General features: G+C 74.9%; 18 protein-coding genes. 12 read left to right on the top strand and 6 right to left on the bottom strand.

What is annotated here, in order from left to right:
* Positions 1-125 precede the first annotated feature (125 nt).
* The 3 genes from AMOR_RS13865 to AMOR_RS13855 form a co-directional block, all read right to left on the bottom strand.
* On the bottom strand, positions 126-422 hold the full coding sequence (locus AMOR_RS13865; RefSeq protein ID WP_248362080.1) for a hypothetical protein: 297 nt from the start codon (positions 420-422) through the stop codon (positions 126-128).
* Between the two features lie 66 nt (positions 423-488).
* The gene (locus tag AMOR_RS13860) at positions 489-2,030 is read right to left on the bottom strand and encodes an SPFH domain-containing protein (protein WP_248362077.1); all 1,542 of its coding nucleotides are present in this window, start codon (positions 2,028-2,030) and stop codon (positions 489-491) included.
* Positions 1,958-2,551 (bottom strand): flotillin family protein, encoded by a 594-nt coding sequence (locus AMOR_RS13855; RefSeq protein WP_248362075.1) that lies wholly within the window; start codon positions 2,549-2,551, stop codon positions 1,958-1,960. The genes AMOR_RS13860 and AMOR_RS13855 overlap by 73 nt, the downstream gene beginning before the upstream one ends.
* A 175-nt stretch (positions 2,552-2,726) precedes the next feature.
* Here AMOR_RS13855 and AMOR_RS13850 point away from each other — a divergent pair, with 175 nt between their 5' ends.
* The 7 genes from AMOR_RS13850 to AMOR_RS13820 all read left to right on the top strand — a co-directional run bounded on the left by AMOR_RS13850 (position 2,727) and on the right by AMOR_RS13820 (position 8,987).
* A complete protein-coding gene (locus AMOR_RS13850) occupies positions 2,727-3,377 on the top strand; it encodes a glutathione S-transferase family protein (protein ID WP_248362072.1) in 651 nt (216 codons plus the stop codon).
* A gap of 334 nt (positions 3,378-3,711) precedes the next feature.
* On the top strand, positions 3,712-4,014 hold the full coding sequence (locus tag AMOR_RS13845) for an STAS domain-containing protein (protein ID WP_248362069.1): 303 nt from the start codon (positions 3,712-3,714) through the stop codon (positions 4,012-4,014).
* A gap of 98 nt (positions 4,015-4,112) precedes the next feature.
* A complete protein-coding gene (gene hflX / locus AMOR_RS13840) occupies positions 4,113-5,915 on the top strand; it encodes a GTPase HflX (RefSeq protein ID WP_248362067.1) in 1,803 nt (600 codons plus the stop codon).
* 16 nt (positions 5,916-5,931) lie between these two features.
* The gene (locus AMOR_RS13835; protein WP_248362064.1) at positions 5,932-6,891 is read left to right on the top strand and encodes a hypothetical protein; all 960 of its coding nucleotides are present in this window, start codon (positions 5,932-5,934) and stop codon (positions 6,889-6,891) included.
* Positions 6,892-6,952: 61 nt separating this feature from the next.
* Positions 6,953-7,642: a hypothetical protein gene (locus AMOR_RS13830; RefSeq protein ID WP_248362061.1), complete on the top strand. Its 690-nt coding sequence runs from the start codon at positions 6,953-6,955 to the stop codon at positions 7,640-7,642.
* Between the two features lie 73 nt (positions 7,643-7,715).
* Positions 7,716-8,669, top strand: a complete 954-nt coding sequence (locus AMOR_RS13825; RefSeq protein ID WP_248362059.1) for a COX15/CtaA family protein — start codon at positions 7,716-7,718, stop codon at positions 8,667-8,669.
* Between the two features lie 150 nt (positions 8,670-8,819).
* Positions 8,820-8,987 carry a hypothetical protein gene (locus AMOR_RS13820; protein WP_248362056.1) on the top strand — a complete coding sequence of 56 codons (168 nt, stop codon included), beginning with the start codon at positions 8,820-8,822 and terminating at the stop codon, positions 8,985-8,987.
* 38 nt (positions 8,988-9,025) lie between these two features.
* On the opposite strand, the gene AMOR_RS13815 is transcribed toward AMOR_RS13820, so the two are convergent.
* Positions 9,026-9,472, bottom strand: a complete 447-nt coding sequence (locus AMOR_RS13815; RefSeq protein WP_248362053.1) for a CoA-binding protein — start codon at positions 9,470-9,472, stop codon at positions 9,026-9,028.
* A 193-nt stretch (positions 9,473-9,665) separates the two neighbouring features.
* Here AMOR_RS13815 and AMOR_RS13810 point away from each other — a divergent pair, with 193 nt between their 5' ends.
* Positions 9,666-9,995: a hypothetical protein gene (locus tag AMOR_RS13810; RefSeq protein ID WP_248362050.1), complete on the top strand. Its 330-nt coding sequence runs from the start codon at positions 9,666-9,668 to the stop codon at positions 9,993-9,995.
* A gap of 76 nt (positions 9,996-10,071) precedes the next feature.
* On the opposite strand, the gene AMOR_RS13805 is transcribed toward AMOR_RS13810, so the two are convergent.
* Positions 10,072-11,445, bottom strand: coding sequence for a hypothetical protein (locus tag AMOR_RS13805; protein ID WP_248362047.1), 1,374 nt, complete (start codon positions 11,443-11,445; stop codon positions 10,072-10,074).
* Positions 11,446-11,608: 163 nt separating this feature from the next.
* Here AMOR_RS13805 and AMOR_RS13800 point away from each other — a divergent pair, with 163 nt between their 5' ends.
* The 4 genes from AMOR_RS13800 (at position 11,609) to AMOR_RS13785 (ending at position 15,446) form a co-directional block, all read left to right on the top strand.
* Positions 11,609-11,878: an FmdB family zinc ribbon protein gene (locus tag AMOR_RS13800; RefSeq protein ID WP_248362045.1), complete on the top strand. Its 270-nt coding sequence runs from the start codon at positions 11,609-11,611 to the stop codon at positions 11,876-11,878.
* A gap of 4 nt (positions 11,879-11,882) precedes the next feature.
* Entirely contained in the window at positions 11,883-12,791 is a 909-nt protein-coding gene (locus AMOR_RS13795) for an RluA family pseudouridine synthase (RefSeq protein WP_248362043.1), read from the top strand.
* Between the two features lie 87 nt (positions 12,792-12,878).
* Positions 12,879-14,222, top strand: a complete 1,344-nt coding sequence (locus AMOR_RS13790; RefSeq protein ID WP_248362041.1) for a serine hydrolase — start codon at positions 12,879-12,881, stop codon at positions 14,220-14,222.
* Positions 14,223-14,312: 90 nt separating this feature from the next.
* Positions 14,313-15,446, top strand: a complete 1,134-nt coding sequence (locus AMOR_RS13785; RefSeq protein ID WP_248362037.1) for a hypothetical protein — start codon at positions 14,313-14,315, stop codon at positions 15,444-15,446.
* A gap of 22 nt (positions 15,447-15,468) precedes the next feature.
* Here AMOR_RS13785 and AMOR_RS13780 read toward each other — a convergent pair whose 3' ends face one another.
* Positions 15,469-16,599 (bottom strand): DUF4303 domain-containing protein, encoded by a 1,131-nt coding sequence (locus tag AMOR_RS13780; protein WP_248362034.1) that lies wholly within the window; start codon positions 16,597-16,599, stop codon positions 15,469-15,471.
* Positions 16,600-16,642 lie beyond the last annotated feature (43 nt).

Raw genomic sequence — 16,642 nt, 5'->3', positions numbered from 1 at the left:
CCCGCACCGTCAGTCCGTGCGCAACGAACGCGCGATCGAGCGGGCGATGCGCAAACAGCTCGCCTGCCGGCCCGCCGCACGGGCGCCAATGTCGCGCCCCCTGCGTCCAGCGTCGGTTTTTCGAGTCAGGCGACGCTGCGCGGCGGTGGATCGTCCTCGACCGGAACGGTCGCAGCCACCGCGCTGCGCGCCATCTGAGCGCCCCAGAGCCCCAGGACGAGGCAGGGCAGGATCAGCGCGATCCCTTCCGGGAGATCCGGGAACTCGATCACGGCGGTCGTGAGCGCGCCGACCACCACGACGAACGACGCGAACAGCGCGAGGAGGACCGCGAACGCGGGGTGCACCACCACTTCCCACACGCGGCGGCGGTTCAGCTGGATGACTCCATCGGGGCGGTGTCGAACCTTGAGGCGGCTCATGACCAGAGTCGATGCAGGGCGCGTTCCAGATCTGCCGGGCGGGACCTCCCCACCCGGCCGACCCGATCAGCGCGCGGACCCGTTCCCCTGGAGCTTCCCGACCACCTCGTTTCGGATCCGGTCGCGGTACGCCTGCATGTCCGGGTCACGCGGCTCGGCGGGCTCGCCCACCTTCGCGCCGAGCCGATCCGACAGGAGCAGCGCGAGGAGCGACTCGAACAGCGAGGAGCCCGACGACCCCGTGGCGCCGCCCGTGCCCGCCGCGCCGCCGACCACGATCTTGGGCACCACGTCGACGCGCGACGTCTCGACGGCCTCCGCGAACCGCGAGAGCACCTGCTGCGTGAGCTGGAGCTGCGGGCCGCCGTAGGCGCGGACCTGCTCCTCGATCGCGAGGGCCTGCGCGACGCCGACCTTCGCCGCCTTCTCGGCCTCGGCCTCGGCGAGCCGCTTCACGCGCTCGGCCTCGCCCCCGCCCATGAGCTTCACCTTGTCCGCCTCCGCCTCGGCGAGCGCGCGGATCTGCGAGGCCTGCTGCACCGAGCGCTGGTAGTCCGCCTTGCCGGTGTTCGACTGGACCGTGATCGAGAGCTCGGACTCCGTGATCGCGGTCTGCTGCTTCGCGCGCGCCTCCGCCTCGCGGAGCTCGCGCTCCTTCACCGCCGCCTTCTCCTGGCGGGAGTAGGTCTCGACCTGCTCCTCCGCGATCTGCCGCGACCGGAGCTGCGTCAGGATGGACTCGATGGCGCGGTCGTTGGGCTGCGACTGCGGCGTCCCGATGAGCACCTCCTTCAGCTCGAGCGAGTAGCCGTCGAACTTCCCCCTCATCTGCTCGCCGGCGAGGCGCTGGATCTCCGAGCGATCCTGGATGAGCTGGATCAGCGTGCGGGTCTGGCCGACGTTCTTGAAGTACGCCGACACCATCGGGTCGAGGGTCTGCTCCACGAGCCGCTTCACGTCCCCGAACTGCTGGATCACGAGCGGCGCCTTCTTGTAGTCGATGTGCACCACCACCGAGAGCGGGAGGGTCGGCTCGAACGCGTCCTTCGTGATGAGGACGACCTCGGAGAGGTTCTCGTCGTAGCGGTGGACGCCGGTCTCGCCCTTCACCCACTTCAGGATGAAGTTCGTCGTCGGCACGGTGAGGACCTTCCCGGCGTACGTGTTGAAGGCGTACTTGCCCGGAAGGAGCGGCTCGCTCCAAACGCCGCGCTCGCCGCTCCGGACCATCTCGCCGTGGCGGTACCCGTCGCCGGACAGGTCCACGCCGGCGTGGCCGGTGTACGAGACCACCACGCCGACGTGGCCCACCTCGATGACGGTCTTCGGGATGAGATCGACCGTGGCGAAGAGGCGGTTCAGGTAATAGGTGCCTTCGACGAGGACCTGCAGCTGCCGCCCGCGCAGGCCGCCGGCGGCGAGGAAGCGCTCGGGGTCCTGGAAGTTGTTGTGATAGCGCTCCGCGTCCTCGGGGCGGTCGCCCACCGTGGGCGCGATCACCTCGCCCTGCGGGAGCGACGGGCCGTCGTGGACGGTCACGATCCCCACGGCGTCGTCGGTGATGACGACCGGCTCGAAGCCGTTCCGGTCGTGGAGGAGCTGGGCCATGCCGCCGAAGAGCCGGGCCTCTTCCTCGGAGAGCGAGAGGAACGCGAGGCCGTCGGTGGCGATGACGACGAACTGGGCGAGGTTGATCGCGTAGGTGCCCTCGCGCAGGACCCGGCGCTGCGGCCCCCGCTCCGCAGGAACGCCGCCGCGTCGGTGAAGTCCGCGGCGCGGGCGTTCGAGGCGAGGGTCTGCGTGGGCGGGAGCGTCTCCCCGTCGCGAGCGAAGACGTAGCCGATCTTGCCCTGCGGGATCGTGACGAGCGGGACGACGTGGACGCGGTACTGGAACGGCGGGAACACGTGCCAGCCGCCCCGGAGCACCTCGGGCTGGAAGCCGGCCTCGCCCTCGAGCGCGATGAAGCCGTGGTCGAGCGAGCCTCTGAAGCTCCAGAGGCGCTCGATGACGCCGACGCGGTTGTTCGGGATGTACCGGACCGTGTTCGAGAGCCAGAAGAGCACCGCGAACAGCGCGACGCCGACCACGGACGCGATGACGCTGAAGCTGAGCAGGATGTCGATCATAGGGCTCCCCCTTTCGTGGGAGCGTGTGGATGGCGCCGAGCATTGGGCCGGCCGCGGGCGAAGGAAAGCGCAACCGGAAAACCGCAGCGGTGACGGCCGCGACCGGATGGGGCGGGTCCGGCGCCGGCGCGTGGGTCGGGCGCGCTCCGCTGAACGGGCGTGCTAGACGGGGGAGATGCGCCTCTTCCAGTTCTCGTACAGCCCGTTCGCCGCCAAGGTCCGCAAGTGCCTCGAGCTGAAGGGGCTCACCTTCGAGACGGTCGAGGTCCCGTACCTCGACCGGCGCGCGCTCGTCGCGGTGACCGGCGGCTCGGTCCAGATCCCGGTGCTCGAGGACGGCGGAACGGTCGTCTCCGACAGCGCCGCGATCACCGCCTACCTCGACGGTCGCTACCCGCCGTCGCTCCGCGTCGATCCGCTCGCTATCGTGCTCGAGGGCTGGGCGGATCACGTGCTCGAGGACGTCGCCTTCCGGCTCGCGTCGCCCGGGCTCGAGGCGGGCTTCGCGGCGGCGCAGGGCGGGCGCGAGGACGCGCGGGCGATGTTCCGCGTCGTGAAGGAGCGGAAGTTCGGGCCGGGCTGCCTGGACGCCTGGCGCACGCAGCGCGGCGCGCTCGCCGACCGGGTCGTGGACCTGCTCGAGCCCATCGCGCGCGCGGTGGCGACGCGGCCGTGGATCCTCGGTGACACGCCGTCGGTCGCGGACGCCGCGGTGTACGGCCAGCTGCACATGGTGCAGGCCGCGATCCCCGGGTTCGTGGCGGAGCGCGTCCCCGCCCTCGCGAGCTGGTTCGCGCGGGTGCGCGACGCGGGGCGGCGCGCCTAGCGCACGCCTGGCGCGCCGCGAGCGGCGAGCCGGTCCCGCCCCGCGCGAGCCGGCCATGCTCGAGAGGCGGGCCCGCCCGTGCACCGAGGTGAGGCCGGGCGCGGCGGCGCAGGTGCCCGGACCGTCGGTCTGCCTGCACCCAGGGTCGAACGCGAGCCCGGACCGCAGGGTGCGATCCCCGCGCGCGGACGGCGGGATCTCCGAGGCGGGCGGCGATCTTTCCCGGCGCTGGTCGCACCCCGATCCGGGACGCGGCCCCCGGCACGGATCTTCCACGCTCTCGCCGCGAGGTCGACGAGCGGCCGCGGGACGGTGCTCGTCGCCGGAGGTGGACATGATCGCGACGACGACGGCGGGCCCGCGCGTCATCCGGATGGACGGCGTCTTCGACGTGCCGGCGGCCGAGGCGCTCGCGCGCGTCATCGCCGAGGCGGGCGAGGGCGTCGAGGTGGCGATCGATCTCACTCACGTCCGCGAGTTCCACGACTTCGGGGTGACGGTGCTCGCCCGCGCGCTCGCGAGCCGCGGCGCGAGGGTGGCGGTCCGCGGACTGCGCCAGCACCACCTCCGGCTGCTCCGCTATCTCGGCATCGAGACGGGGGCGGCCCAGCTCGACCGCCCGATCGAGGCCGCGTAACGGGGCGCCCCGCGCGGGCGAGCCGCCGGCCGCGCGCGAGCCCGCTCGAAGATCGGGTCGCTCCCTCGCCCCGGAACGGCTAGATTCCGGGAGCGCGAATGCAGGACGTCCTCGGAAACACCCTCGGCCTCAAGCCCTCCCAGCTCCACGCCCTTCGCCGCACGTACCGCCGACGCGTCGACGCCCAGTCGATCGTGTCTCCGGAGCTCGCGCGGCACCTGACGGAGGTCTCGCTCGAGACCAACCGGCAGATCGGGGTCCTCCTCGACCGCAAGGGCGACGTGCAGGCGGTCGTCGTCGGCGACGCGAAGAAGCTCGAGCTGCCCGACGTGGGCCGCTCCCGCGCCGGCGACAGCCGCCTCCGCGGCCTGCGGCTCGTCCACACGCACCTGAACGGCGAGCCGCTCTCCCGCGACGACCACACCGACCTCGCGCTGCTGCGGCTCGACCTGGTCGCCGCCGTCGAGGTCCAGGACGACGGCCTCCCGGGCCGGGTGCACTACGCGCACCTGCTCCCCGAGAACCCCCAGGGCGCGATGTGGAAGGACGAGGTCGCCCCGTCCGTGCACGAGCTCGACTACGACGCGCTCTCGGGCGCGCTCGCCCTCGAGGACGAGTTCGCCCGCGCGCGGGCCATCCGGCGCACGGGCGGGAAGGAGCGCGCGATCCTCGTCGGCTTCGGCGGGCGCGAGCGCGGTCGGCTCGAGGCGGAGGCGTCGCTCGAGGAGCTCCGCGAGCTCGCTCGGACCGCGGGCGTCGAGGTGATCGACGCGACGCTGCAGCTCCGCCGCGACCCGGATCCGCGCTACCTCATCGGGAAGGGGAAGCTCGAGGACATCGTCCTGCGCTCGATGCAGCTCATGGCGACGATGATCGTGTTCGACTCGAACCTCTCGCCCTCCCAGGCGCGGCACATCGCCGAGGCCACGAGCCTCAAGATCCTCGACCGGACCCAGCTCATCCTCGACATCTTCGCCCAGCGGGCGCAGTCCGCCGACGGCAAGCTCCAGGTCGAGCTCGCGCAGCTCCAGTACCTGTACCCGCGCCTCGTCGGACGCGACGACTCGCTCTCCCGCCTGGCGGGCGGCATCGGCGGGCGGGGCCCCGGCGAGACCAAGCTCGAGATCGACCGCCGCCGCGTCCGCGACCGGATCACCGCGCTGCAGCGCCGGATCGAGGCGCTCGGGGAGAACCGCCACCTCCGCCGCAAGCAGCGGAACGCGCGCGGGCTGCCGGTCCTCTCCATCGTCGGCTACACGAACGCCGGCAAGTCCACGCTCCTCAACGCCCTCACCGACTCGGACGTGCTCGCGGAGGACAAGCTCTTCGCGACGCTCGATCCGACGAGCCGGCGGCTCCGCTTCCCGCGCGACCGCGAGGTGATCATCACCGACACCGTGGGCTTCATCCGCGACCTGCCGCCGGATCTCGTGAACGCGTTCCGCGCGACGCTCGAGGAGCTCACCGACGCGGACCTGCTGCTCCACGTCGTGGACGCGTCCGACCCGCGGCAGGAGGAGCAGATCGCGGCGGTCGAGGCGATCCTGAAGGACCTCGGGCTCGCCGAGAAGCGGCGCCTCCTCGTGCTGAACAAGATCGACCGGCTCCCGGCGTCCGAGGGCGCCGCCCTCGCGCACCAGCGCGACGCCGTGGCGGTCTCGGCCGCGACGCGGGACGGCCTCCCGGCGCTCCTCGCCCGGTGCGAGAAGCTGCTCTGGGCTGACGGCCGCGTCGCGCTGGGCGACGTCGTCGAGGCTCGCGACGGGGAGGGGCGCGCCCCGGACGCCCCGGAGCCCGCGCCTCCGCCGCGAGAGGCCGAGCGCCCCGCGCCGTCCGCGACGCCCGTCGAGGGCGAGCCGGGCCCCCGCCTGCTCCCCGCGACGCTGCGCCGGGTCTCGTGAGAGGATGCGCGGATCGATGCGCCGCCTCGCCCTCCTTCTGTCCTGCGCCATCCTCCTCTCCGCCTGCTCGCGCGGCGACTCCGACGCGCGCGCGCGGGTGTTCGCGCCCGGCGAGGCCGGGCACGGTGACGGCGTCCCCACGTTCGACCCCGACCACCCCGAGGCGGCGCTCGCGCTGTCCGCGGACGCCGTCGCGCGCGCGCTCGGCGCGTTCGCGTGGACCGGCGCCGTCGACTGGACCGTGACGCGCGCCGGCGACGACGCGGCGCGCGTGCACGCCATCGAGCGGCACGCGGTGCGTCAGACGGAAACCGGCGACTTCGAGGTGAAGGCGGAGATCGACCCCGGGCTCGGGCCCGGCGCCGAGACCGGCAAGCAGGTCGTCTGGACCGGGGGCATGACCTACGCCCGCGCCCTCCCCGCGTCGTTCCGCGAGCGCCCGACCGATCACGGCCGGGACGCGCGACGGTTCCGCGACGAGAGCTTCGGGATGGTGGCGGCGCTCGCCCGGCTGTACGGGCCCGCCCTGCGCCTCGAGGCCGCCGGCGAGGCGAACGCGCTCGGGCGCACCGCGCGGCGCTATCGCTTCCTGCTCGCGAAAGCGGACCCGGCGCCCGCCGCGGCCCCGGCGCCGGGCGCGAGCGCGGACCCGGACACGAAGATCCGGCGCGCCTTCCTCGACGGCCGCGTGCCGCTCTCCGTCGACGGCGAGCTCCTCGCGGACGCCCGGACGGGCGCGCCGCTCGAGGTCCGCCTCTCCGGCGTGTTCGGCGTGAAGGACCAGCCGGGCGTGCGGGCGACGGTGGAGCTCCTCGCGAAGGTCCAGGCCATCGGCGGCGCGGTCCACGCCGTCGTCGCGCCGAAGGCGCTGCCCGACGAGCGGAAGCCCGCGGGCCCCTCCACCGCGCTCGAGGCCGCGGGCCTCAAGAAGCGCGAGAGCGGGCCGGGCGGCGAGCCGGCGGACGATCAGGAGTAGCGCGCACGACCCTGCCGCGCCCCCGCCCACGCCCTAGATTTTAGCTCGGGGGAGGGGTTCCATGAAGATCGGGATCGCGTGCGCGCCGCTGGCGCTCGCCGCGGCGCTGGCGTGCATGGGCGGCGGCAGCCACCGCCCGGAGACCGTCGCCGAGACCGACTTCGGCCGGCTCTCGCCCGCGGAGATGCAGCCCGTGAACGCCGCCCGGACCGAATCGGACGCCGCGCGGGACGGCGTCGCTCGCGCCGATCTCCACCTGCAGGAGGCGCAGCACGAGGCGGACTACGCGAAGGCCGAGCAGACCGCCGTCCGCGCCGACCAGGAGCGCGCCGCGGCGGCCGCCAAGGCCGCGAAGGAGAGCGGGGACCCCGGCGACACGGCGCGGGCGCAGGAGCTCGCGTCGACCGCGCAGCTGCACCAGCAGGCGGCGGAAGCGCACGCCGCCTACGCGAACCAGCTCGTGCAGGCGCGCCAGGCGGGCGTCGCGGCGGCCAAGGCCGAGCAGGCGCGCGCGGAGGCCGCGCTGGAGCGCGCGAAGCTCACCGCGCTCGAGCAGGCGCAGATCCCGGCCGCGACGAAGTACGACCCCGCGCGCTTCGACGCCACCGTCGCCCAGCGGACGCGCGAGGCGGCCGAGGCGCGCACCCGGGCGTCGCAGGCGGATCACGCGGCGCTGCAGGCGCTCGGGACGTGGCAGACCCTCCAGCAGCGGTGGCAGGCCCGCGCCCAGGGCCCGATCCAGCGCGGCTGACCGGGCGGGCCCCGCCGGGTCGTCCCGCGCCAGGAGATTGCGTCCGCGCACCGGCCGTGTTTTCCGTTCGGCGATGAGGTCCTTCCAGCGCTTCGCGTGGGGCGTGCTCGCCTACAACCTCGCGGTGGTCGCGTGGGGTGCGTTCGTCCGCGCCACCGGGTCCGGCGCAGGGTGCGGCTCGCACTGGCCCCTCTGCAACGGCGAGGTGGTGCCGCGCGGCCACACCGTCGAGACCGCCATCGAGTTCACGCACCGCGCCACGAGCGGGCTCGCGCTCCTGCTCGTGGTCGGCCTCGTCGTCTGGGCGGTCCGCGCCTTCCCGCGCGGGCACGCCGCCCGGGCGGGGGCCTTCGCGACGGCGGCGCTCATCGTCGTCGAGGCGCTGGTCGGCGCCGGTCTCGTGCTCTTCGGGTGGGTCGCGAAGGACGCGTCCGCCGCGCGCGGCTGGGTGGTCGCGATCCACCTCACGAACACGTTCCTGCTCCTCGGCGCGATCGCGCTCACCGGCGCGTTCGCCGAGGCCCCGCGCGGCCTCGCGATCCGCGGCCGGGGCCCGCTCGCGGCGGTGTTCGTCCTCGGCCTCGCCGCGACGATCCTCGCCGGGGCGACCGGCGCCATCGCCGCGCTCGGCGACACGCTGTTCCCCGCCGTGAGCTTCGCCGAGGGGCTGCGCCAGGACCTCGAGCGCGGCGGCCACGTGCTGCTCCGCCTCCGCGTTCTCCACCCGTTCGCTGCGATCGGCGCCGCGATCGCGGTGTCGGCGTGCGCGCGGGCGGCGCTGCGGGCGAGGCCCGGGCCCCGCGTCCGTCGGCGCGCCGTCGCGCTGCTCGTCCTCGTCGGCGTGGAGCTCGTCGCCGGCGCCGCGAACGTCGGGCTGCTCGCCCCCGTGCCGCTGCAGCTCGTCCACCTCCTCGTCGCGGACCTCGTCTGGATCCTGCTCGTCCTCCTCGGGGCGGCGACGTTCGCGCCCGCGGCGCGCGCGCCGGAGGAGACCCGGCTCCGCGGCGTGGCCGTGCAGCACGGCTGACGCCTGCGACGGTTCCCCGCAGCGCGGGTGGGCGCTGCAGCGCCCCCGTCCGACGCGCACGCAGAGTCCGGCAGGACTCCCTCCGGAAGGGGCTGAAATGAGCTTGCACCGCGGACGTACGATCCTCGCAGGGCACACGAGGAGGTCGTCATGGCGAAGCTCGAAGCTCTCGAAGGCGTCGGCGTCTTCGTCCTCGCGATCGCGCTGCTCGCGGCGTTCACGCTGCGGATGTCGGTGCCACCGGCGGACGTGCTCCGGGCCCAGACGGCACCGCGCGTCGTGACGGTGCACCCGACCATCGTGATCCCGGTGCGCTGAGCACGCGAGGAGGTCCAGGACCGGCCCGGGGCAGAGCGCTAACCCGGACCGAGCCGCCCCCACTCGACCATCAGGCAGCGATCCTGGACGACCAGGATCCCGGCCTTCGCGAGCGCCTCGGCGGCGGCGTCATTGCGGATCCCCTTCTGGAGCCACACCGCCCGCGGCTTCTTCGCGACGAGTTCGTCGACGTGCTTCGCCACGTCGGCGGGCCGGCGGAAGACGTCGACGAGGTCCACCGGGCCCGGGATCTCGGCGATCGACCGGAACACCGGCTTCCCGAGGATGGTCTTCACGTCCGGGTAGTAGATCGGTACGGGGACGATCTCGACGCCCGCCCGAGCGAGCGCCTGCGGAACGTAGAACGCGGCCTGGTCGGCCTGCCCCTCGGTCTTGATGCCGAGGACCGCGACGCGCTTCACGGTCGCGAGCAGGTCGCGGATCCGGTCGTCCGTCTCGAGCAGGTTCGCCTTCCAGTCGGCCATCGCAGGTCTCCTCGGTGGGTGTTCTTCACGGTGGGAGCCCCTCCGCGCAAGGGGGGAGTCAGAGCCCAGATGTAGGATCGCTCGCTCGCTGGTTTGCTCCGCGATATCGAGTGCTTGCCCCCAGGGCCGCACAGGGGCCGGGCGGGCTCCCAGAAAAATGGACAGCCCGCGCCTCGCGCCTACGATGACCGCCATGGAGACGAAGAAGAAGTCGACCGCGGTCGTGACGGAGGCGACGGCGCAGGCCGCCCTCCGGCGCGGGGCCGCGCGGACGCTCTCCCCCGAGGAGGAGCGCGTGCTCCGGATGCGCCTCGGCGCCGCCCCGGCGCGGACCGAGCCGCTCGAGCGCGCCGCGCCGGAGCGGTCCGACCTCGAGATCGAGCTGCTCTCCTACGAGATCGAGGCGTACATGAAGTGGCGCGCTCGCGAGGCGGAGCGCGCGCCCGCGGCCCGCGCCGCGCCGGTCCCGATGCCCTCCCGGACGAAGGAGAAGATCGTCCGGGCGCTGCGCAAGAAGCCGTAGCTCGCCTCGCCCGTCCCGGGTCCGCCCGGGACGGAGACCTGCCCGAGCCGCTTCGCCCCGGCCAGAAGCCTTCCTGCTACGCCTTGCCCTCGAGCCGCGCCGCGAGCGCGGCCGCGGCGCGCGCCGGCGACGCGTCCCCCGCCGCGTCCGGCAGCCGCCCCGCCGCGAGCAGCCCCGCGAGGAAGCTCGCCGTCCGCGGGTTCCGCCACCAGTCCTCGTCGAACCGCTCCCGCACCTCGTCGCGGAGCCTCTCGCCCGCGCCGGCGCCGACGAGCGCCGAGGCGTGGCCGGCCGCGTCGGCGTCGCGCGCCGCGCGGACGCCCTCCCAGATCGCGCCGGTCGCGGCGGTGAGGGCGTCGCGGTAGCCCTCGCGCCAGGCCGCGCCGGAAAGGCCGCGCGTCACCTCGGTCGCGACGCGGAGCGCGGCGGCGCGGGCCCGGAGGGATAAGAGCCGCCGCAGCGCGAGGTCGCGGATCAGGTCGGGCGCGTGGCGGCGGTCGACGTCGGCGCGCTCCGCGAGCCAGCGCGGCTCGAGGACGAGCGAGCCGAGCAGCTCCCCGAGCGCGGCGCCGAACACCGGGTCGCGCCGGTGCGGCGGCGTCGAGGCGCCGGCGAGCGCGCGGCCGGCGCCCTCGAGCAGATCTTGCCAGTCGCCGGCGCCACCCCGCGCGCCGAAGATGATGCGCGCGCCGAGGACGTGGACGCCGGGCCACTTCGCCGGCCGCTCCGCGTCGTCGATCCGGAGCCTTCCCGCGTCCAGCCCGAGCGGCTCGAGCGTGAGCTTCAGCGCGAGCGGCAGCATCCCGGCGCGGAAGAGTCCGTCCCAGCGCGCGAGCCGCGCGAGGTGGAGGAGGTCCGCCCGGTGGAGGTCGCCCTGGGGCGCGGGCGAGAGGGCGAGGTCGTGGCGGGCGCGGAACGCGAGCACGTCGCGATAGGGGTCGTCGGAGGCCGCCAGCACCGCGTCGCCCTCCACGACGATCCGCCAGTCCGGCGCGACCCCGACCTCCGCGCCGGCCCGGGCCCGCTGCTCGACGGCCGCCTCGCGGAGGCTCGCCGCCGGCCCGAGGGCGGCCTCCGCCGCGCGGGCGAAGGCGAGCCGCCGGCCGCGGTCCGGCTCGTGGAGGGCCGCCCGCTCGAGGACCGCGAGCGGCGCGAGGCCGTCGGGGCCGGCACCGGAGGCGACCGACTCGGCCGCGCGCCAGGCCTCCTCGTCGGCGGCCTGCGCCCGCTCGGCCCGGAGCGCCGCGGCGCGCGCGGCGAGGTCCTCGCGCCCCGCGTCCCGGAGCGCGGCGACGGTCTCGCGGTGGGCGGCGCGGGAGCGGGCGGCGAACAGGCGGGCGAGCGCCGGCTCGGCCTCGAGCCCCGCGACGTGGCGGGCGCGCTCGGCCTCGAGGTCGAGGAGGAGCGCGTCCACCTCCCGCGCGACGAGTTCGATCTCCACCGCGTCCATGGTAGAAGCTCCTCCCGCCGGGGGCGTTCGTCCGGGAACCGCGGCGCCCCGGGTACTTAGCACGCCGCCGCGCGGCTCACCGGCGCGGCGAGCGCCCCGGGCGGCGGTCGCTTGACAGCGCTGCCGCGGCTTTTAGGTTCGGGATCGACGGAGATTCGCGGGTATGCCCATCTACGAGTACGAGTGCCCGAAGTGCGGCCGGTTCGACGTCCTGCAGAAGATGTCGGCGCCGGCGCTCGAGGTCCACGACGTCTGCGGCTCGAAGGTGACGAAGCTCATGAGCGCGAGCTCGTTCGCGTTCAAGGGCTCCGGCTTCTACATCAACGACTACGGCGGCAAGAACCCCGGCGCGATCACCGACCGGAGCAAGGACAAGGCGGAGTCGAAGCCCAGCCCGTGCGCGAGCTGCCCCGCGAACAAGTCCGCGGCGTAGCGGCGTGCGCCGCCTGAACCTCGTCGTCTCCGAGGCGGACCAGGGCGAGCGGCTCGACCGCTTCGTCGCCGCGCGCGGTGGCATCTCCCGCGGCCTCGCGCGCCGCGCCCTCGACGCCGGTGGCGTCTTCCTGGACGGCCGCCGCTGCAAGGTGGCGGGCAAGACGCTCCGCCCCGGCCAGCAGGTCACCGTGAACCTCGAGGAGGCCGGTCGCGCCGCCGGAGCGGCGACGGCCCTCGAGCGGAGCCGGCTCCTCTACGCGGACGCCGCGCTCGTCGCGGTCGACAAGCCGGCCGGCGTCCCCGCGCAGCCCACCCTCACCACGGACCGGGGCACGCTCCCGGAGCTGGTCGGCGCGCTCCTCGGGTCGCCCGTGACGATCGTCCACCGGCTCGATCGCGAGACGTCCGGCGTGACGGTCCTCGCTCGCACGAAGGCGGCGGCCGCCGCGCTGTCCGAGGCCTTCCGCACCGGCGGGCCCTCGAAGACCTACCTCGCCCTGACCGCGCGGCCGCCCGCGCCCCCCGAGGGGCGCGTCGACCTCGCGCTCGGGAAGGACCCCGCCCGCGCTGGCCTCCGCCGCGTCGATCCCGCCGGCGAGGCCGCCGCTACCGGCTACCGGACCCTCCGCGCGTCCGCCCTGGCCGCGCTCGTGGAGGCCCGGCCCGAGACCGGCCGGACCCACCAGATCCGGGTGCACCTCGCCGCCCTCGGCGCGCCGCTCCTCGGCGATCCGCGCTACGGCGGCCCCCGCCGCGTGGGCGAGGTGGCGATCCCGCGCGTGATGCTGCACGCCGCGCGGCTCGAGCTCGCGCACCCGGTCACCGGCGCGTCGCTGGTGCTCGAGGCGCCCGTGCCGGAAGATTTCCGCGCGGCCGAGGCGGCGCTCGTGCCGCCCCTCCCGGTCGCCTGAGGCGTGACGCCCGAGGCGCGGCGCCTCATCGGGCCGGGCCCCGTGACAGCCCCGGCCGTCCGTGGTCTCCTCGCCGCCGCAGAAGCCATGCACGCCGCACCGCTCCTCCTCGTGCTCGCCCTCGCCGCCGCGCCGTCCCGTGCGCGACCGGCTCCGCCGCCGCGGGACCTCGCGCACGCGCTCCTCGACGCCGTCCACGCCGCCGGGCTCGACGAGCTCGCGGACGCGGGCGCGGACGAGGGCAGCTGCCCGACGGGCCCGGGCTGCCCGCGCCCGCTTCCGCGCATCGGCGCGGTGCCAAACCTCGACGTCGCGGTGATCCGCCTCGACGCCGAGGGCCGGGCGCTCGAGGCGGCGGACGTCCAGCTCGCGCCGGACGCGCCGGGCGGGGTGATCGTCCCGCTCGATCGCGACCTCGCCGCTCGGGTCCGGTTCCGCCGGTGGAGCCCCGCGCGTCGCGAGGCGGCCGACGCCGGGCCGCCGTTCCGGGACGAGGACGACGTCGGGGGCAGGCGGAACGGCCGGGACTTCATGGCGCCGTACCCGGCGTCGGTCTTCAAGCTCGTCGTCGCCTTCCACGTGCTCCGCCGCGCCGCGGACAGCGCGCTCTCGCTCGGGCTGCCGGTCGCGGACGGCCCGGGACCCGACGCGGAGGTCCGGCCCGTCGAGGAGTGGCTCGACGCGATGATCACCCGCTCCGACAACCGCGCCACGCGCGCGCTGCTCCGTTACCTGCACGCCCGGGGCGAGGTGGACCGCATGAACGCGGACCTCGCCGCGCTCGGGCTCGGCACGCTCCGCGTCGAGGGCACGAGCCCCGAGGACGGCGGCCGCTGGGCGCCGGGCGAGGTGAACGTCACCGCGATGGACGCGGCGCGGCTGCTGTGGCTCGTCGCGGGCGGTCCGGGCGTCCTGTGGTACGCGCCGGGCGGGCGCCCGGTGACGCGGAAGGCGCTCCCGGAGAAGGCGCGGGCGCGGCTGCTGACGCTCCTCGGGGACCAGGGCATGCACGACGTGCTCTCCTCCGGGAGCCTCTGCGGGGTCCGGCCCGAGGGGATCCCCGCCCGCGTGCCGGGGCGGTTCGTCGATCCCGCGACGGGCGCCGAGACGGTCGGCGAGATCGCGTACGGCCGGGACGTCCGCCCGTGCAACGCGGCCGCGGAGGTCCGGTTCCTCCACAAGACCGGGCTCACCTGGAACTTCGCCGCGGACGCCGGGATCGTCGAGAGCCTGCCCGGCGAGCCGGCGCGGCGGTACGTGATCGTGCTCGTCGCGAGCGCGGGGAGCCGCTACCTGGACCCGGAGAACGCCGCGGCGCCGCTTCACCCGTGCGACGCCGAGCGGCTCTGCGTCTCGGGCCGGATCGCCCGGATCGGCGCGGCGGTGGATGAATACGCGACGCGGGCGGCGCGTCGATCCCGGGCCCGCTGACCCCCCTGGTTTGGCCCCGGACGGAGATCCGGTATCGTGTGCCCCCGACGCGCGCCTCACCACCCCGCGCGCAGCAGGAGACCTCCCTCGATGCGCCTCGCCGCTCCCCGCCTCCTCGCGGCCGCTACCCTCGCCGCCATCCTCTCCGCGCCCGCCGCCCGCGCCGCGTCGACGCCGGACGAGCAGGCCCGCTTCCTCGCCGGCCTGCCCGTGCCCGCCGGGTCCCCGCTCGCGAAGCTCGAGGAGGGTGCGTCGTGGAAGGCGCACCAGAAGGCGATGGACGACGCGTGGGCGAAGCTGTCGAAGCGCCTCGCGGTGATGGACGGCTGGGCGAAGGCGGAGCTCGCCCCCCGGATCCAGCCGAACGCGAAGCTCCTCTACCTCTTCGGCGGTCCGGACGCGGTGACGCCGCTCTGCCTCTACCCGGACGCTCCCGCGTACCTGCTCGCCGGCCTCGAGAAGGTCGGCCGCGTGCCGCCGCCCGAGGAGCTGAAGCCGAAGGCCCTCGAGAACGCGCTGTCCGGCCTCGCCGAGGCGCTCCGCACCGTCGTGCCGGCGAGCTTCTTCCGGACCGACGAGATGGGCCACGACCTCCGCGGCGACGAGATCGACGGCGTCCAGCCGATCCTGTACCTGTTCATCGCCCGCTCGGGCGGGAAGATCCTCGGCGCCGAGCACATCGAGATCGACGCGACCGGCGCCGCGAAGCCGAAGGCCGACGGCGAGAAGTGGGGCGCCGGCACGCCCGGCGTCCGCGTCCGGTTCCAGCGCGAGGGCCACGCGCCGCAGGAGATGATCTACGTGCGGGTCGACCTCGGGGACGCCGCGCTCCAGAAGAAGCCGGGCTTCCTCACCTTCGCCCGCGCCTACGGCAACGCGAACGCGTTCCTCAAGGCGGCGTCGTTCATCCTCCACGACAACCGCTTCTCGAAGCCGCGCGCGCTCCTCGTCGAGCAGAGCCTCTCCGTCCTCCAGGACGACTCGGGGCTCCCGTTCAAGGTGTTCGAGAAGGGCGGGTGGGAGCTCACCACCTTCGGGACCTACCTGCAGCCGAAGCCGCCGTTCCAGCGCGCCTACCAGAAGCCGCTCATCAAGCTGTTCGCGGCGGAGCCGGCGCGCCCGCTGCCGTTCAAGATCGGCTACCGGAAGGACGCGGACGAGTCGAACCTGCTGCTCGCGGTGAAGAAGCCGGCGACGGCGGCGGCAACCGCCGCTCCGAAGTAGCGGAAACGGCCGCCGGCGCCTCTCACCGCTCGGTGTTGCGGAGCAGGAACGGCTCCGGATTCAGCAGCTTGTAGGTCTGCGGGTCCATCACCGGCTCCGGGAACCGCCGGGGCCGGAGCTGCCACAGCACGCGGGCGGTGTTCTCCGCGAGGGTCGGCGCGATCTTGAGGCGCCGGTCGCGCTCCACGAAGTCGGCGACGAGCTTCTGGAGCCGCGCGATCTCCCGCTCCTGCACGCCGCCGATCCGGCGCAGGAGGAACAGCGCGCTGCCGGCGAGCCAGACCTCGCGGGTCTCGAGCCCGCGGTTGTGATCGAACGGCGACGCGAAGCCGTAGTGCGCGAGCAGGTCCACGAGCGACGGGACCACCTTCGGCCCGAACCGCGCCAGCTCGACCTCGACGTCCCAGGGGCTCATCCCGCGCGCCCGCGCCTCCTCGGCGATGGGCGTCCGCCACTCCATGTACAGGTCCTCGTAGAGCGCGAGCCAGATGCGCATCCGCTCGCGGCGCGGGGCGCGGTTCACGCACCGCACGAAGGGCGCCATCGAGGTCTCGTGGAGGTGCCGCTCCACGGTCGGCCGCGGGTTCAGGAGCTTCAGCCCCTTCAGGAAGAACGCGGGCGAGGCGGAGGGCGCGAGCACGTTCACGGTGAGGAAGGCCCGCTCCGCGCCGCGCCCGAAGAGGCCGGCGCGATCGACCGCCTTGAGCGCGCCGGCGAGCGCCGCGTAGAGCGCCACGTCCGTCCCCGGCTTCCAGTCCACGACCGGGGGGATCGCGAGGGCCCGCATCTCCGCCGAGAAGTCGTGGTAGCCCCAGTCCGGCGTCGACCAGCGCAGGAGCCGCCGCCCGGACTCGCCGCGGTACCGCGGGTCGATCTCCGCGCGCGCCGCGGCGCGCTGCGCGAGCGCCTCCTCGGTGTTCGCCGAGGCGGACACGGTCGTGTGGGTGGCCTCCGCGTCGAGGAAGAGCGCGAAGGCGTAGAGGGTCTCGGAGCCGACGCGCGCGCGGAGCGCCTGGACGGCGGCCGCGGTGCGGGAGACGAGCTCGCGGCGGAAGGCGCCGAGATCGAACGCGATCCCGTGCGGCGAGGCCGCCGGCGGGGGCGCGGCGAGCGCGGCGGGCGAGGCGCCCGCGGGTCGGCGGTGATCCGTCACGGTCCTGGCGAACGTAGATCGGCGGGCGGGGCAGGCACAATCG

This window comes from Anaeromyxobacter oryzae, assembly GCF_023169945.1.
Taxonomy (GTDB): Bacteria; Myxococcota; Myxococcia; order Myxococcales; family Anaeromyxobacteraceae; genus Anaeromyxobacter; species Anaeromyxobacter oryzae.
The sequence above is the reverse complement of the archived record's forward strand: the minus strand, read 5'-3'. Positions and strand labels throughout refer to the sequence as shown.

Bases quoted from the DNA above. Each gene is read 5' to 3' on its own strand.
- AMOR_RS13860 (WP_248362077.1), bottom strand. From the start codon at position 2,030: ATGGCCCAGCTCCTCCACGACCGGAACGGCTTCGAGCCGGTCGTCATC.
- AMOR_RS13815 (WP_248362053.1), bottom strand. From the start codon at position 9,472: ATGGCCGACTGGAAGGCGAACCTGCTCGAGACGGACGACCGGATCCGC.
- AMOR_RS13850 (WP_248362072.1), top strand. From the start codon at position 2,727: ATGCGCCTCTTCCAGTTCTCGTACAGCCCGTTCGCCGCCAAGGTCCGC.
- AMOR_RS13820 (WP_248362056.1), top strand. From the start codon at position 8,820: ATGGCGAAGCTCGAAGCTCTCGAAGGCGTCGGCGTCTTCGTCCTCGCG.
- AMOR_RS13785 (WP_248362037.1), top strand. From the start codon at position 14,313: ATGCGCCTCGCCGCTCCCCGCCTCCTCGCGGCCGCTACCCTCGCCGCC.
- AMOR_RS13830 (WP_248362061.1), top strand. From the start codon at position 6,953: ATGAAGATCGGGATCGCGTGCGCGCCGCTGGCGCTCGCCGCGGCGCTG.
- AMOR_RS13810 (WP_248362050.1), top strand. From the start codon at position 9,666: ATGGAGACGAAGAAGAAGTCGACCGCGGTCGTGACGGAGGCGACGGCG.
- hflX (WP_248362067.1), top strand. From the start codon at position 4,113: ATGCAGGACGTCCTCGGAAACACCCTCGGCCTCAAGCCCTCCCAGCTC.
- AMOR_RS13865 (WP_248362080.1), bottom strand. From the start codon at position 422: ATGAGCCGCCTCAAGGTTCGACACCGCCCCGATGGAGTCATCCAGCTG.
- AMOR_RS13805 (WP_248362047.1), bottom strand. From the start codon at position 11,445: ATGGACGCGGTGGAGATCGAACTCGTCGCGCGGGAGGTGGACGCGCTC.
- AMOR_RS13800 (WP_248362045.1), top strand. From the start codon at position 11,609: ATGCCCATCTACGAGTACGAGTGCCCGAAGTGCGGCCGGTTCGACGTC.
- AMOR_RS13835 (WP_248362064.1), top strand. From the start codon at position 5,932: ATGCGCCGCCTCGCCCTCCTTCTGTCCTGCGCCATCCTCCTCTCCGCC.
- AMOR_RS13855 (WP_248362075.1), bottom strand. From the start codon at position 2,551: ATGATCGACATCCTGCTCAGCTTCAGCGTCATCGCGTCCGTGGTCGGC.
- AMOR_RS13825 (WP_248362059.1), top strand. From the start codon at position 7,716: ATGAGGTCCTTCCAGCGCTTCGCGTGGGGCGTGCTCGCCTACAACCTC.
- AMOR_RS13845 (WP_248362069.1), top strand. From the start codon at position 3,712: ATGATCGCGACGACGACGGCGGGCCCGCGCGTCATCCGGATGGACGGC.
- AMOR_RS13790 (WP_248362041.1), top strand. From the start codon at position 12,879: ATGCACGCCGCACCGCTCCTCCTCGTGCTCGCCCTCGCCGCCGCGCCG.